Genomic DNA, 15,905 nt, shown 5'->3' with positions numbered 1-15,905 from the left:
GGTGCTCACATGCAGCAATCAAAATCTTCACCTGGTTCCATAAAGAAGAAAAAAACAGCAACATCTGCAAAATACGGAAAAGCTGTAAAAAAAAGATTATCTAAGACACATCCCATAGTACAATTACAGAATGTGAAACGCATATACACTCTTGGCGAAAACAAGATATATGCACTGAATGGTGTCAGTTTCGCAATAAAAAAAGGCGATTTTGTAACCATTATGGGATCTTCCGGTTCCGGGAAGAGTACACTTTTGAACATGATAGGATGCCTTGATCTGCCCACATCAGGTAAGGTGAAGGTCAACAATGTAGACCTTTCAAAACTTGATGACGATGGCCTCACTGCAATCCGCAGAAATAACATAGGATTTATTTTCCAGCAATTCAACCTCATTCCTACACTTACAGCACTTGAAAATGTGGAGATTCCCATGATATTCAACGGTGAGTCTTCTGCAAAGAGAAGAAAAAAAGCTCTTGCAATGCTCAAAAAGGCAGACCTTCCACTTGAATATGCTGACCATAAACCAAATGAGATGTCAGGCGGACAGCAGCAGAGGGTTGCAATTGCAAGAGCACTGGCAAACAATCCTCCAATATTGCTGGCCGATGAACCTACCGGTAACCTCGATACGAAAACCGGGCACAATATCATGGAATTGCTCAGGGAGCTGAATGCTGCCGGTACAACTGTCATTGTTGTCACACATGACCCGAAAGTGGAAGAGTACGCACATACTACCATCAGAATACAGGACGGAGAGATAATAGGATGAAGGTTACAAAAAGACTCTCTGCAATGCTAAGTAACAATATGTACGCTGAACTGGCAAAAAGAAATCTGAAGCGCCAGTCCGTACGTACTGTACTTGCAGCTATTGGAATAATCATTGGAGTTATTGCAATATCCTCAATGGGAATACTTGGTAACAGTCTGAAGCTTTCTGTAACTGAATCTTTTGCAGATATAGGGGACAAACTCATAGTCTCACCTGCACCAGGTGAGGATTACATCACAGACAGACAGATAGACCAGATTAGAAAAGTGAGCAATGTAGAGAGTATAATACCAGTTTCTGCTAGTGGTGAAGCAATAGAATACAGAGATGGCGGAACTGAATACCAGATGTACGTTTCAGTCTATGATATTGAAAAAGAGGATCTGGAGAAACTTGTGGAACTTGAGGATGGTCGCTTTTTCAAACCCGGATCAACAGATTGTGTTGTAGGATACAGCGTTGCCGACAACATGGAACTCACCCTGGGACAGAAGATAGAGATAGATGATACAAAACTAAGAGTAGTGGGAATCCTGAAAGAAAGAGGAATGGGTTTTGATATCAGCACTGATACTGGTGTTTTCACATCCTCTGAAATGTATGAAAAGCTTTACCCGGACGAAGATGAAGGTTATGATCAGGCAATAATCATAGTAAGGGATATTGATGAGATAGATGCTGTATCTGATGAGATAGAGGAACGCATCAACAAAAAGGATGAACTTGTCACGGTATTCGCCACGAATATGATCACTGATAGCCTTGACGATGTTTTCAGTTCAATATCACTTTTCCTCATGGGAATTGGCTCCATATCACTGCTTGTTGCAGGCGTGAGCATACTGAATGTGATGCTGATGTCCACAATGGAACGTACAAAAGAGATAGGTATCATGAAAGCTGTGGGAGCTTCGAGGAAGGACATTCTTAAGATGTTCCTGCTTGAAGCACTGTTCCTTGGAGTTGTCGCCAGTACCGCAGGTGCGGTAATCACAATTAGTGGCAGCTATCTTGTAATGGAACTGCTGGTGAAGAACACATCATACCTGTTCACACTTTCAAGCATGTTCTACGTTACAGAAGGCTTTTTCTTCGGAATTGCCACAAGCCTTGTTGGAGGCATGTATCCTGCATGGAAGGCTTCAAGAATGAAACCGCTGGATGCACTGAGATATGAATAAATCCATAAATGACAGATGATATAAATAGTATCAAAAAGAACTTATTTTAACACAGGAGCCGTGATATGAGATCTATCTTTTTGTACCTGATTGCCACCTTAATGGTAATTTCCATGGCAATATCTTCTTTTGCACTTGATTGCCCATCAGATGAATATGTCATAACTGTAACAAATATTTACTCTGATCTGGAAACCTGCGACATTACACTTCACAGTTCTGAAAGCGCCAATGATCTGGAGCTTTATGTGGTTCTGGAGCATTTGGGTACTGTTCTTGACAGCAGGAGTTTTACCATAGACAGTATAACATCGGATTCTGATGTTACAAAAGCATTCAGATGGAATACTGATGACAAGAGCGATGGAAAATATACGGTGACCAGCACCATATCAAAAGATGGATGCACAATATCAGAGAAAACATATAATTTTGTTAACGGAAGGCAGACAATTCCAAGGATCACAGTTGATGATCTTGTACCAAACTCGCAGGGATTCAGTGTGATGATCACTCCGGTAGAGGCAGTTCTTGTAGATATTGAATACATGCTTATGGATGATTCAGATTTGATATATTCCGGCTCCGAGAAGAAGGTCTCTGTAACTACAGTGCCTCTGGAAGTGACCGAAGACTGGAATATTTTGCTTGAGAATAACAAAGATTACAGCGCCAGAGTTAAGGTCAAGTTGTACTCTCCTTCTGTAAGTTATATAGCACTGACAGAAGATTTCACTGCTAAGGATGATGTTTTTATCAGTGATACTTACGAAGATGATATTGGAGCGAGTGCCACCATCGACGGTATCTCACAGGTTCCATTCAAAGGTTCAGTAAGATTTACCTTATCACAGGTTGATGGAACTGACAGCAATGAACTCATATCAGTTGTTGAAAAGTCACCAGTGATCCTGAATGGAGATGATGAAACAGTGGAAACAATATGGGATGAGCGTCTTAAAACCGGAGAGTATGAGCTTCTCATTGAAGTCATTGGCAATGATGGTGACATTCTGGATGTAGAGGAAAAGATAATCGAGTCAGATTATGAGCAACCTGTAAACCAGACAAGTACAGGCAATAATCAGGAAACAGAACAATCCCCCGGTTTTACATATGTTTTTGCTATAGTGTTCACTGTGATTGCAGCAATAGTTACAAGGCAGAAACAACACTGAAAGGTGTGAATAATGCGTTATGAATTGTTGATCGCACTTCGGCATATAAAAGCAAGAAAAAGACAGACAATTCTATCGGTTGCTGCTATAGGGATTGCAGTCATGATCCTGATGGTATCACAGTCATTCATGGCAGGATTCACCCAGGAACTTTACAGTAAGACCATAGAAAACCTGCCACATGTTGTGGTCTCCCCACAGGACGATGAAGATTACGTTCATCTCTACAAGAACATCGTTGACAAGATCAATAACGTAGATGGAGTTGTTGCATCCTCCCCTTATCTTACAGGCGAGGCTTCTTTTAAATTCAAGGACAATACTAAAAACGCTGCAATCAAAGGAATAATAGCATCCCGGGAAGATGCTGTGTCGCATACAAAAGATGATATCATCAAAGGTAACTATGATGAATTGACCTATTCTGATAAAAGCATCATTATAGGAGACAAATTTGCAGAGGACATGGAGCTTGATATCGGAGACAATGTAGAAGTTTCGTTTCCCAATGCAAATCCGGTTTCACTCAAAGTTATCGCTATCTATGACACAGGAACCGAACTGGATAGCAGCCTGGCATATACCTCACTGAAGACTGCACAGGATTTCTATGATACAGAAGACGTAATCAATGGAATATCCCTGAGACTGGCAGATTTTAACCGGGACAGAGAGATAGCACAGCTTATCGAAGACTATGGTTACAATGCTGCAGGCTGGACTGACAACAACCCTGAGATTCTGAGAACTATTGCCATTGAGACCGTTTCCAACAATGTTACACTGGGATTCATTCTTCTTATTGCATCCTTTGGAGTAGTAAGTACACTAAATATGGTCGTCATGGGAAAAGTGAAAGAGATCGGCATATTGCTGGCTATGGGCGCCAGCAAGTCAAGTATCAGAACTATCTTTCTGATCGAGAGCGGAATACTGGGCTTTGCCGGAGCTGTTTTTGGAACTGCGGCCGGTGTTGCACTGGCACTTTCAATTGGCAGTTATCCGCTTCCTGAAGGTGCTTATGGAATTGATACAATTCCCGTAGTTGTCAGAATAGGGGATGTGTTGACAATAATAACAATTGTCTTTTTATTGAACCTGCTGGCAGGACTTTACCCTGCACAGAGAGCAGCAAATCTTGACCCGGTGGAAGCCATATCTACTCATTGAATTGAATTTCAGGATTTTGTTTTTAGAAAGAACTGGTATTATTTTGCCTGTGCCACTCTATACCATTAAACCTGCAATTTGAAATTTTTCTTTTTAGAATCAGGTAGTATAAGATCTTGAATGTTGCATAAAGATGGAAATAAAAATAGAAGATGGGCTTTGAGTAGAAACCACCCATACAGAGTATTTGTTTATTGTCTTCCAGAGAGTCATCAACGAACTTTACAACACCGTGGAACTCATCAATATCCAGAACAGTGCCCTGTGGCACACGGGGACCTATGACAACTACATCTTTTTCCATTCCGTCATCTGCAAGGCTCCCTTTGATAAAACCATAATTGAATATCGTTGGTATCGGAGACAGGAACTCTTTGACAAAACAAGAACCTTGTTTATTGTATTTGAAAAAACTGTATTTTGGTGTCTCGATAACAACTTTCATGATAGCTAATTAATTCGTATCATAAAAAAACATAGGGGATGCGAACGGGCAAAGGGGGTTGAATGCACAGGTATGGTGACATTGGAGTGGTTGGAGAGGTACTAAGTAATAGACCCGTTCGCAAACTTACAAACGACTTATTAGAATATAAACCTTTCGTATATATGCGAACAAACTCCCGTGTTTAAATTAGAAAGAATACATATCCAGAGTAGATAATAATTTATTCTGAACAACACTCATTCACTTTCAATTGCTTCTACAGGATCAAGCGCAGCAGCCTTTCTTGCAGGATAGACACCTGCAACTATGTTGATGAAGAAAGAAAAAACAATTGCGTAAAAATAATTCATAGGATCGGTCTTCAGTGGAAGTGTCGTTAGCCCAAAATACATTTCCTGCGGCAGATCTATCTGATATGATGCCAGTCCAATTGAGGCAAAATAACCAAGCACACATCCAAGAAGTACACCCATTGTGCCGAGCATCAGAGATTCCAGCAGGAATATTACGGTGATGTTCCTCTTTGACGCACCCATTGCCATGAGCATTCCTATCTCTTTTTTCTTGTCCATGACAACTGTAAAAAGTGTGTTTGCAATTCCAAAACCTGCTATCATGTAAATAAGTCCATAGTAGAGCCAGACAATAACAACCTGAGTGTTGATTAGACCAAGTATCTCGCTGTTGGCTTCTATCCAGCTTACTGCATCAAGTCCTGTGTCCTGACCTCCTATTGAAGCTGCGATGACATCTGCCTGGAATGGATCGGTAACCCTTACGTTAATCTTGCTTGCAACTCCATTCTCCTGGAAGAAATCAAGAGCAGAATCAAACCGGACGTATGCAATACTTTCATCACTGGATGTTCCGGTATCAAATATACCCATAATCTTGAATGACCTGGTTCCAAAGCCGGGCATCACAATATCAACCTTATCGTCCATGACAACTTCCAGATCCTCAGCAAGCTTGTCACCGATTATAATTCCGTTGTTGCTTCTGCTGAGAGAAAAAAGGTCACCTGATACAATGTCATCTGAGATGTGCATCACCTCATCTTCTGAAACCGGATCAATTCCATTAAGATTGATACCTTCAGCATTATCCTTGTGACTAATAGCTGCCTGCCCTACAAAAACAGGAGAAACTGCTTCCACACCATCCATTGCAGCAATCTGCTGCGAATGATAATTGTAAAAATGGACATAATCTTCCTGGTCATCTAAAGAAGTGATCACAATGTGAGGTGAGTTCTCAACTGTGGAATCAATCAATTCCTCAGTAAACCCGCTCATCATTGACATGAGAACTACAATAACCGCTATGGCCAAAGCTACCGCAAATACCGCAAAGAATGTGAGTCGCTTTCGTGCACTTATGTGCCTCAGAGCAATTCTTAGTTCAAACATTGACCAGCTTCCAATATAGAAATGATTTGACTGTTATTATATAACTATTTATGAAGCGGTGAGAGATAAAAACAGAGAGAAAATAGAAATTGTTCTGTTAGAACTATACTCACTGATGTGCTAATGCAAGCTCAATCCCAATCACAGAATAAATACCAGCCTTCGCCCAGTTGATCTTTTTACCCAAACCCGGCTTTTCCATAATCTTGGTTCCTATCATTCCGGCAAAGAATGATACTATGAAAAAGACCACTATTGCCTGTGCAAAGAACACTGCACCCAGGAATATCATTTGCAGAGGAATGCTGCCAGAATCTGCATTTATGAACTGTGGCAGGAATGCAAGGAAGAACAGGGATACCTTGGGATTAAGGATATTCATGAAAATACCTCTTCTATAAAGTAGTGACAGGTTCTTTTCTCTTACAGATTCAAGTGATGTCAGACTACCTTCTTCACGGATTGCCTTGTAGGCAAGATAAAGAAGATAAATTGCTCCTGCATATTTAAGGAGAGAGAACGCCACAGCAGAACTGTACAATATTGCAGATATTCCAAGTGCTGCCGCAGTTGTGTGGAACAGCAGACCGGTGCAAAGACCTGTAGCTATTGCCATGCCTGCAGTTTTTCCCTGAGATATGCTCTGGGTGAGCACGAAGAGAATATCAGGACCAGGCAGGAGTGTAAGAGCTACCGAAGCTGCGATGAAGTAGAATAGTTGCGTGGTTTCTAGCAATTTGTCACCTGTTATTATGCTGGGTGTAATTGTAATTCCTTTGAAGTTATGATATCCTTTCTATCTGGAGAGAATGCTATAAATAAAGCTTTCCTATTATGAACTATCCGGTTATAGACCTTATTCGGAGGAGTTTTTATTAAAATACCGATACCTTATGGAAAAGAATTCGTAGACCTTGAAGTGGAAATACCCCATGAGGTCGTTTCACCTAATTTTGTTGAAGTTGGTGCTGAATCTGAAGTAATAGATGAAGCGCTGAATAATCCTGTAGGAATGGAATCCCTTGAGGAATTCATGAAAAACAGCGAGAAGATATTAATTCTTGTAAATGATGCCACAAGACCAACGCCTACTGCAAAGATCCTCCTGAAAATGCGTGATATGCTCAAGGAGCATGGTGACGTAAGATTCATGGTTGCTACAGGTGCTCACAGAGGACCAACAGAGGATGAATACAGATACATCTTTGGTGAGATGTATGATGAATTCAAAGAGAACATATTCGTCCATGATGCACGCAAGGACGAGGACATGGAATATCTTGGTGTATCCAGTAACGGAACCGAGATGTATCTCAACAGGATGGTGAATGAAAGCAAGAATATCATCGTAATCGGAAGCGTTGAACCTCACTATTTTGCAGGCTATACTGGTGGAAGAAAGGCATTCCTGCCGGGTGTCGCTTCCTATAAGACCATCGAGATGAATCACAAACATGCACTCTCCGAAGCTGCACAGCCACTTGCGATCAAAGGTAATCCTGTTGCAGAAGACATGGACGATGCAATGAAAGTACTGAAAGATTTGAACGTGTTCTCAATTCAGACTGTCCTCACAGCAGACCACGGACTCTATGCAACTGTTGCTGGTGACCTTTTCAAATCATTCGATATTGCAGTTGAGAGAGCAAAAGAGGTATTCTGTTCAAATTGCAGCCGTAAGGGCAATATTGTACTCACCGCAGCACCTTATCCTATGGACATCGACCTCTACCAGTCACAGAAAGCACTTGAAAACGGCAAGCTTGCACTGGAAGATGGCGGAGTCATCATACTTGTATCAAAATGCAGGGACGGTGTGGGAGATGATACATTCCTGAACCTGCTCTGTTCTGCAAACACATGTGATGAGGTCATGTGTAAGATAGATGAAGGATACAAGCTCGGATATCACAAAGCAGCCAAGATGGCACAGATTGGAGTCTTTGCTGAAATGTGGGCAATCTCTGACCTGCATGATGATACCATTAAAATGGCAAAACTGCAGCCACATATGGATATCCAGGAAACATTCAACAGGGCTGTTGAAAAGGTGAAAGAACAGGGAAAGGAACCATATGCTGTTATTTTACCACAGGGTAGCCTCACCGTTCCGCTGCTTGAATAACTAAAAGCCTTTTACCTTTTTTAACTTAAGAAAATAAACGATTCAAAAATAGGAAAAGAGAAAATCAGGTTTGAACTGTTATTCAGTTCAAATCTGCATATAACGTGCTGCTTCACCAAGGTCCTCTTCAATTCTGAGGAGCTGGTTGTATTTTGCAGTACGCTCACTTCTTGCTGGTGCTCCTGTCTTGATAAGGTCTGCACCGATTGCAACTGAAATATCAGCGATCGTTGTGTCCTCGGTCTCAGCGGAACGATGACTTACAACAACACTGTAACCACTGCGGTTTGCCATGTTAGCTGCATCGAATGCCTCTGAAAGTGAACCTATCTGGTTGACCTTCAGGAGAAGTGAATTTGCAGCACCCATTTCAACACCCTTTACAAGACGGTCTACGTTTGTTACAAAAAGGTCGTCACCAACAATGAATGTGTCCCATGCATCGTTTGTAAGGCTCACGAAATCATCGAATGATTCCTCATGGAATGGGTCTTCAATAAGAATAATCGGATATGACTCAATAAGTTCAAGGTAATAATCAACAAGTTCAGCAGGTTTTAAGAGCTTACCATCGATTGAATAGTTCTCACCGTCAAAGAATTCTGAAGCTGCTGCATCAAGCCCGATGCTTATCTCGGTCTCTGTGTATCCTGCTTCCTCAATTGCACTCACAAGAGCATCAAGGGCATCGTGGGTCATTTCAATAGATGGCGCATATCCACCCTCATAACCGACGTTTGTTGCTGAGCCGCCATATTTTCCTTCGAGTATCTTACCAAGTGCATGATATGTTTCAGTACCCATACGCAGTGCTTCGGAATAGGTCCCCGCACCTTTTGGCTGTATCATGAACTCCTGAATGGAAAGTGCGTTTCCTGCGTGTTTTCCACCGTTAAGGACGTTCATTGTAGGAACAGGGAGAGTATATGCGTTTATGCCGCCAAGATAACGATAAAGTGGCATGTTGAGTGAATCTGCTGCTGCCCTTGCAACTGCCATAGAAACACCAAGGATTGCATTTGCACCAAGTTCCATCTTGTTCTCAGTACCGTCAAGCGCCAGCATAAGACCATCGATCTCGCGCTGCTTCCTGACATCCATGCCCAGAAGCTCTGCCTCAATAGCAGTGTTGACATTGTCAACTGCATCAAGTACACCCTTTCCAAGGTAGCGTTCTTCCTTGTCGCGTAACTCAAGTGCTTCATTACTTCCTGTAGAAGCACCTGAAGGAACACTTGCCCTTCCAAATCCGTTTGAAGTATAAACATCTACTTCAACTGTAGGGTTTCCTCTGGAGTCAAGAATCTCACGTGCGTGAATCTTTTTTATCTTATAGCTTTTGTCATCATCAATATACGGCATCCTATTCCACCTTTGACTTGATTCTACACCTACTTTGCAATTACTGTATATATTGTTACCGTTCACTTCATTTCTAGTCACCGCTTGAATCGCAGGATTGTAAACCTATCTGGTTTAATAAAATTATATTTACATAAATTATATAAACTTAAAAGTATTATAGTAACCAAATGAAAAGCGGAGATACTGATCTTTTAAGCGGAAAAGGCTATGAAATAATTGAGCTCTTGCAGGGACTGGAAGTACCCAGAACCGAAGCCATTTCTATTGCATGTCTTGTATGTGGAAATGAACTTACATCACAGAACATTGAACAGGCATCGGGTCTCAGACAACCGGAAGTCAGTATAGCTATGCGTCCTTTAAGGGAAAGAGGATGGATAGAAGAAAGAAGCGAGAAAAAGAATACTGACAAAGGAAGACCTGTCAAATATTACAAACTCATTGTACCTTTTGATGAAATAGTCAAGACCTTTGAATCAAAGGCTCTCAAAAAGAACATGGAAATGGTTGAAGCCCTTGAGCAACTCAAGGAACTCAGCAGTAACGGACAATAAAGATCTGAAACTGCAACAAATTTGATTATTCAGCTTTCATCCGGAAAACTAACAGGAGCAAAGCCTCTATCCGGATCGAAAATCCTGCTTGCAGATATTCCGGATATTTCCATTATAAATATCTCTACAACCATGAAAACTTCACTGCTTTCACGCAGACATCCTGTTTTTGTAGATTCACCACGCCCTGCTGCTGAATGAAGATGTATCTTTGGTTTACCGGTCCCATATTCCCGGAATATGTTACCAATCCCTATAAGCTCATGCACATCTCTGAGCCGAGACCACTGTGGATCAGGTGGAACAATATTTTCTTTAGGCCCAACCACAAGATTGGCTTCTTTCACAGCACCTAGCATCATGAACATTGCCGATCTAATATCCTCGGAAACTGCAAGACCTTCAAGTTCCTTAAGAATGTCATCACCCTGATCCAGACGAACAGTAAAAACTCTTCCGATATTGCCCTGTGAATATTCCATAAGACCACCTTTTTTACCAGACAGACAATTATACAGAATCTGATGATATACGCCCGTCTACTATTCTGATAATACGATCTGTTTTTCTGGCCATTTCCTCATCATGAGTAACAAGAATAAAGGTTTGTCCCCTGTCACGGTTAAGCTTTCTGAGCAATTCGTATATCCTGTCACTGGATTTGGTATCAAGATTCCCGGTTGGTTCATCACCTATAACGATTCCGGGACTGTTGGCAAGAGCTCTTGCAATTGCAACTCTCTGGGCCTGACCTCCCGAAAGCTGATTCGGAAGATGATCCATACGATCCCCCAAACCTACTTCCTCAAGAAGACCTGCTGCAATCTTTTTAGCCTCACTGCGTTTCATGCCACCAATCAGAAGAGGCATCATGACATTTTCAAGAGCATTGAAATCAGGCATTAGATGGTGATACTGAAATATGAATCCCAATACTTCATTACGGACCCTTGAACGATCTTTTTCCGACATTTCAGTAACAACCTTTCCATCTATGGTTATACTTCCAGAACTGGGAGTATCAAGAATCCCTATCATGTGGAGAAGAGTACTCTTTCCGGAGCCAGACGGACCAATAATTGAAAGAAACTCACCTTTTTTGATATCAAGGTCTACATTGTCAAGAGCACGTACTTCAACTCCATCCATATATATCTTGGAGAGTCCCCTTGTCTGTATAATGAAGGAACCATTATCGTCAGCCAAATAAAAACCTCTGATAACTTTATTTGGATTTAGACTATTTCAATGTATGTGATTAGGAAAAAAGAAATTCAATGCAGATATAATAAAAAAGTAAAAAAGAAGAAAAGACTCAGTAAGATGGGTCCATTCCGTCTATCTGTGAAAATGCACGATCTACGTCCTTGACTGTAGCCACACGCTCTTTCTTGTCACGCTCATATTTTATGGCATCCACTGCAATGGAATATAGGTCTTCAAGTTCAGATGCAGATTCAAGCGTAAGCACTGCAAGCACCTGAGGAAGCTCTCCGTTCCTTACTATAATACCTTTAAAAACATGACCTACTGCACTTGATAGTTTCTCAACTTCCGTTGATATCTCATCTATGCTGAGGTGTTCCTTGTCACCCCTGATGATAACCATTGCCCTGCTTGCCTCTTTATAAACATCACTTGAGAACAGAAGACCTGAAGGAGAAAGTGCTTTCTGAATTGCGCTTCTTACAGGCATGTCAGTTTCTGCTTCATAGAAACCAATTGTTGCAAGTCCCGCACCACCGTTCATAACTGTCTTAAAGTCACCGAGATCAGTTACCATCATCATCTCGCTGTCAAGTGCGTCAAGAAGGAACAAAAGACGTTTGGCAATCATGTCATTAATGCCATTATATGCAGATTCTACGTTACCACCCATCTGTTTCAGGAACTGGTTATCAGCAAGGATAATACCATCAACGCCACTTTCACGGACATCTCTCAAGCAGAAAGCAGCATTTTGAAGATAGAGAGTTCCTTCTTCCCTGAATGGAAGGACAACTACAGCGTATACAGGATAATCAAACCGTTCCTTTAACTCTTTTACAAGCATTGGAGTAAAAGAAGAACCTGTTCCACCGGATGCGGATGTTAAAACAAAACACACATCAAAATTACCTCGTTCCTCGATCTGGCGCATGATATGGGTCCTGTTCTCCTCAAAAACATGTTTTCCAACATTTCTGTTTGCTCCGACTCCATGCAGATGAGGGATGTGTATCCTGTCCTTTGCTTTTGTGAATTTCATCTCTTTAAGATCATTCACTGCTGTGTTGATAGCAATGGTCTGTACATTGCTTTTGTATTTTTGTTGAGAATAGAATTTGGCAAGACGGCTTTTTTTACCGAAAGCTTCCCTGTTTATAGCATCCAGTATGCGATTTCCGCATTGACCGTTACCAACGATGAGTATGTTGAGCAAATTATTCCTCCGAACGATAATATAATTATAATCAAATAAATCTTGTGATTAGTTATAGTACATTAAGTGTAACTCTCACATCAGAACTTATATTGTTTGTGCCTGTGATATATCCAACCCACAATAGCTCCAATAATTATCAGAGGTATTGCATAAACATAAATAGGCTGCTCAAAAAGGTAATCATATTCTCCCTTTACAACGTATATCTTATTTGTTACAGACTCTGACGAGACTTCTTCAAGTTGTGTGTCTACTCCATTATCAAAAAGATAGCTGTTTTCCATTGAAAGGGTATATGTTCCAACTTCAGCGGCTTTTAATGAAAAGGTAAATTCTTTCTCCTGCTGTACACCAAAGGACTCAAGATAAATAGTAGGTACACTGGATATCACTTCTATACCTGAACCACCCTGGAATTCAAGTCCATCCGGAATTATAAAATCCACTGTGACAGCTGTTGCAGGAGCATCACCATTGTTCTTTATCGTGACAGTCCCCTGTATCTCATCATTGCGGCTGACAGTATATTTATCAAGAGTAGTTGTGAATTCGAGATCAGCATTTACCAGATCCTCGCCTGCATTTACTATCACTGTCGGAGAATTTGATGAAGTGTCATCAAAATCCAGACCTGCTTCATTCGTAAAGCTGGCTGTCACCGGATTCAGTGAAAATGTACCAGCTTCAGTAGCTTTCAGGTCATAGACATATATCTTTTTTACAGAGTCACCATCTTCCACATCAATCTTGCCAGGATCACCCAGAATATTGTCGACTAAAATGAACTTCGCTTGCTGAGGATCAGAAAAAACAACATCCACAGCGTCATCATCACCGGTATTTTCAACAGTGACGGTCACACGCACAACTTCGCCTACATTAATTTCAGATTTGTCCACTGATTTAATAATTTCAAGTTCAGGTGTCCCGGAATAAGTAGCATATTCATGACCGCCATCAATAATAGTGCTCTCAAAAAGGTCACTTACACGATAGTTATTAACAACTATGGATAACCTGACAACAGGAAGCGTACCACTACTTACAGATATGAGAGAGACTTCCACTTCTGCATCGTCTTCAAAATCAAATTCATAGGAATCTCCTTCATTTATAAGGAAGCTATCCACCTCATCACCATTCTCGTATACATAGAATGACGCAGATTCTGCACTCGGGAAAGCATCTGTTACATCAATAACAAAATTATTCAACTGGTAACCATCGCCCATTGTAATGGAACCATTGTAAATCTCTACTGCCGCAGCATTTCCTGTCAGTGCCAGACAGAAGAAAACCATGCACAAAGAAATAACCAGTAGACGAGTAACTCGGATCATGTTTTCCTCAAATAATCAGAATTTGATTTTGTTTTTCAGCTAAAATACGCAGTTATTAATATAAACCTTATGATTATGATTATTTTTAAAATTTATGCAAAAACAAATGCAACAAGTTCATTTGCACTTATGTTCATCAATTAATTCAAGGCTGACATCTATCCATTGTGATTTGTGAATAAGAGAACCCATGGAAATTACATCTACTCCGGTCTTAGCATACTTTTCCAGATTATCCATATTGATTCCTCCTGAAACCTCAATAATGATGTGTTCAGGAATTGATGAGGTTTTGAGGAGATCAACAGTATCTTTTACTTCCTGCGGACCCATATTGTCAAGCATTATGATATCTGCTCCTTTCTGCGCAGCTTTTAGAGCATCATCTGATGATTCCACTTCAACCTCGATTTTTTGAGTAAAACCTGCCTTATCCTTTGCTGATCTTATGGCACCTTCCACACCCATGAGCTTCACATGATTGTCCTTTATCATGATAGTATCAGTGAGATTAAACCTGTGAGGATCGCCTCCCCCGGCAATGACAGCCATTTTCTCATATTTGCGAAGACCGGGAGTGGTTTTTCTGGTGCACGCTATTCTTGAATTCGAATGTTTTTGCACTATACTCACACATCTGCTTGCATTAGTTGCTATTCCACAGAGATGTCCGAGAAAATTAAGAACCAGCCTTTCGGTCCTTAGAATTGAGAGAGAACTTCCGCTCAGGGAAAAGATAACATCATTAGCTGATATTCTTTCGCCATTTGAATAGTCCGTAGAATATTGTATACCTAAATAATCAAAGAATGACATTGCAATGTCCAGTCCTGCAAGGGTACAGTCCTCTTTTGTGAAAATAATGGCTTCAATGTCATGATCAGGAACAAGTGTGCATGATATATCATTATAACCAAGGTCTTCTTCCAGAAAACTTTCAATCTCGTGTGTGTACATCATATTATCTGTGAATATGTATGGTAAAGGGATTTATATTCTTCCAGCATAATAAGCAAAATCTACTTAACCAATCAATATAAGCAGTAATCAACAAACTCTAACTCCAGTACTTAATACTTTGATTTTCAGGGATCTAAAATGCTCAGAATAGGACTCATCGGCTGCGGAACAATAGGCACTACCATATGCAAAGCAATTGATAATGGAACTATTGAAGCAGAGCTTGTAGCTATTTACGACAGGAATCTTGATGATGTTGAAAACCTTTTATCTGAATTAAAAAGGTCAAAACCTCAGGTGATGGAAGCTGCTGAAATGATAAAAAATATAGATCTGCTGGTTGAGTGTGCCTCACAAAAAGCAGTCTATGAGATAATTCCCACAGCACTTCACGCACATTGTGACGTTATGATAATGAGTATTGGTGCATTCTCAGATGAGAATCTGTATAGGACCATAGAAGAACTTGCAAGGGAAAATAACTGCAAAGTGTATCTTCCATCAGGAGCAATTGTAGGAATAGATGGTCTTAAATCAGCCTCTGCAGAGGAAATATATTCAGTCACACTCACAACACAGAAACCTCCCAGAGGACTTGCAGGTGCACCCTATATTATCAGGAACAATATCGATCTTGACACAATCGCCGGTAAGACGGTCATCTTTGAAGGACCTGCCAGTGAGGCGGTAAAAGAATTCCCTGCAAATGTAAATGTTGCTGCCACCATCAGCCTTGCAGGAATTGGTTTTGATAAGACCACAGTTAAAATTGTGGCAAATCCGGCACTCACACGCAATGTGCATGAAATAGCAGTGGAAGGTTCTTTTGGCAAATTTACAACAAAAGTAGAAAATCTTCCATCTCCAGCTAATCCAAAAACCAGCTACCTGGCATCCCTTTCAGCCATAGCCACCCTGAAAAAACTGTCAAACCCCATTCAGACAGGTACATAAAATAAAGAACATC

16 protein-coding genes are annotated in these 15,905 nt (G+C 40.8%); 7 read left to right on the top strand and 9 right to left on the bottom strand.

Features of this window, described 5'->3' with window-relative positions; translation table 11 throughout:
* The first annotated feature begins 9 nt into the window (after nt 1-9).
* The 4 genes from J2746_RS09975 to J2746_RS09960 all read left to right on the top strand — a co-directional run bounded on the left by J2746_RS09975 (nt 10) and on the right by J2746_RS09960 (nt 4,312).
* Complete coding sequence (locus J2746_RS09975) at nt 10-780, top strand: ABC transporter ATP-binding protein (protein WP_209620010.1); 771 nt, start codon at nt 10-12, stop codon at nt 778-780.
* Nucleotides 777-1,964: an ABC transporter permease gene (locus tag J2746_RS09970; RefSeq protein WP_245250090.1), complete on the top strand. Its 1,188-nt coding sequence runs from the start codon at nt 777-779 to the stop codon at nt 1,962-1,964. Before J2746_RS09975 ends, J2746_RS09970 begins: the two co-directional genes overlap by 4 nt.
* A 65-nt stretch (nt 1,965-2,029) precedes the next feature.
* The gene (locus J2746_RS09965; RefSeq protein WP_209620007.1) at nt 2,030-3,142 is read left to right on the top strand and encodes a hypothetical protein; all 1,113 of its coding nucleotides are present in this window, start codon (nt 2,030-2,032) and stop codon (nt 3,140-3,142) included.
* Nucleotides 3,143-3,154: 12 nt separating this feature from the next.
* The gene (locus J2746_RS09960) at nt 3,155-4,312 is read left to right on the top strand and encodes an ABC transporter permease (protein WP_209620005.1); all 1,158 of its coding nucleotides are present in this window, start codon (nt 3,155-3,157) and stop codon (nt 4,310-4,312) included.
* A 22-nt stretch (nt 4,313-4,334) separates the two neighbouring features.
* Here J2746_RS09960 and J2746_RS09955 read toward each other — a convergent pair whose 3' ends face one another.
* The 3 genes from J2746_RS09955 to J2746_RS09945 form a co-directional block, all read right to left on the bottom strand.
* On the bottom strand, nt 4,335-4,757 hold the full coding sequence (locus J2746_RS09955; RefSeq protein ID WP_209620002.1) for an inorganic diphosphatase: 423 nt from the start codon (nt 4,755-4,757) through the stop codon (nt 4,335-4,337).
* 239 nt (nt 4,758-4,996) lie between these two features.
* Nucleotides 4,997-6,169, bottom strand: coding sequence for an ABC transporter permease (locus J2746_RS09950; RefSeq protein WP_209619999.1), 1,173 nt, complete (start codon nt 6,167-6,169; stop codon nt 4,997-4,999).
* A gap of 109 nt (nt 6,170-6,278) precedes the next feature.
* On the bottom strand, nt 6,279-6,905 hold the full coding sequence (locus J2746_RS09945; protein ID WP_209619996.1) for a LysE family translocator: 627 nt from the start codon (nt 6,903-6,905) through the stop codon (nt 6,279-6,281).
* Between the two features lie 138 nt (nt 6,906-7,043).
* Between J2746_RS09945 and J2746_RS09940 the strand changes: the two genes are divergently transcribed.
* Nucleotides 7,044-8,294 (top strand): nickel-dependent lactate racemase family protein, encoded by a 1,251-nt coding sequence (locus tag J2746_RS09940; protein WP_209620180.1) that lies wholly within the window; start codon nt 7,044-7,046, stop codon nt 8,292-8,294.
* 87 nt (nt 8,295-8,381) lie between these two features.
* On the opposite strand, the gene eno is transcribed toward J2746_RS09940, so the two are convergent.
* Nucleotides 8,382-9,656: a phosphopyruvate hydratase gene (gene eno, locus J2746_RS09935; protein ID WP_209619994.1), complete on the bottom strand. Its 1,275-nt coding sequence runs from the start codon at nt 9,654-9,656 to the stop codon at nt 8,382-8,384.
* A 170-nt stretch (nt 9,657-9,826) separates the two neighbouring features.
* Here eno and mreA point away from each other — a divergent pair, with 170 nt between their 5' ends.
* Nucleotides 9,827-10,213, top strand: a complete 387-nt coding sequence (gene mreA, locus J2746_RS09930) for an MreA family transcriptional regulator (protein ID WP_209619991.1) — start codon at nt 9,827-9,829, stop codon at nt 10,211-10,213.
* Nucleotides 10,214-10,242: 29 nt separating this feature from the next.
* On the opposite strand, the gene J2746_RS09925 is transcribed toward mreA, so the two are convergent.
* From J2746_RS09925 to nadC, 5 genes are all read right to left on the bottom strand, one after another.
* Nucleotides 10,243-10,695 carry a PPC domain-containing DNA-binding protein gene (locus tag J2746_RS09925; protein ID WP_209619988.1) on the bottom strand — a complete coding sequence of 151 codons (453 nt, stop codon included), beginning with the start codon at nt 10,693-10,695 and terminating at the stop codon, nt 10,243-10,245.
* A gap of 28 nt (nt 10,696-10,723) precedes the next feature.
* On the bottom strand, nt 10,724-11,362 hold the full coding sequence (locus J2746_RS09920) for an ABC transporter ATP-binding protein (protein ID WP_209620177.1): 639 nt from the start codon (nt 11,360-11,362) through the stop codon (nt 10,724-10,726).
* Nucleotides 11,363-11,528: 166 nt separating this feature from the next.
* On the bottom strand, nt 11,529-12,635 hold the full coding sequence (locus tag J2746_RS09915; protein WP_209619986.1) for an FtsZ/tubulin family protein: 1,107 nt from the start codon (nt 12,633-12,635) through the stop codon (nt 11,529-11,531).
* A gap of 80 nt (nt 12,636-12,715) precedes the next feature.
* Nucleotides 12,716-13,978: a BatD family protein gene (locus J2746_RS09910; protein ID WP_209619984.1), complete on the bottom strand. Its 1,263-nt coding sequence runs from the start codon at nt 13,976-13,978 to the stop codon at nt 12,716-12,718.
* A 117-nt stretch (nt 13,979-14,095) separates the two neighbouring features.
* Nucleotides 14,096-14,935, bottom strand: a complete 840-nt coding sequence (nadC, locus tag J2746_RS09905; protein WP_209620175.1) for a carboxylating nicotinate-nucleotide diphosphorylase — start codon at nt 14,933-14,935, stop codon at nt 14,096-14,098.
* A gap of 141 nt (nt 14,936-15,076) precedes the next feature.
* Here nadC and J2746_RS09900 point away from each other — a divergent pair, with 141 nt between their 5' ends.
* A complete protein-coding gene (locus J2746_RS09900; RefSeq protein WP_209619982.1) occupies nt 15,077-15,892 on the top strand; it encodes an aspartate dehydrogenase in 816 nt (271 codons plus the stop codon).
* Nucleotides 15,893-15,905: the final 13 nt, after the last annotated feature.

Source organism: Methanolobus bombayensis (assembly GCF_017873415.1).
GTDB classification, from domain to species: Archaea; Halobacteriota; Methanosarcinia; order Methanosarcinales; family Methanosarcinaceae; genus Methanolobus; species Methanolobus bombayensis.
The sequence above is the reverse complement of the archived record's forward strand: the minus strand, read 5'-3'. Positions and strand labels throughout refer to the sequence as shown.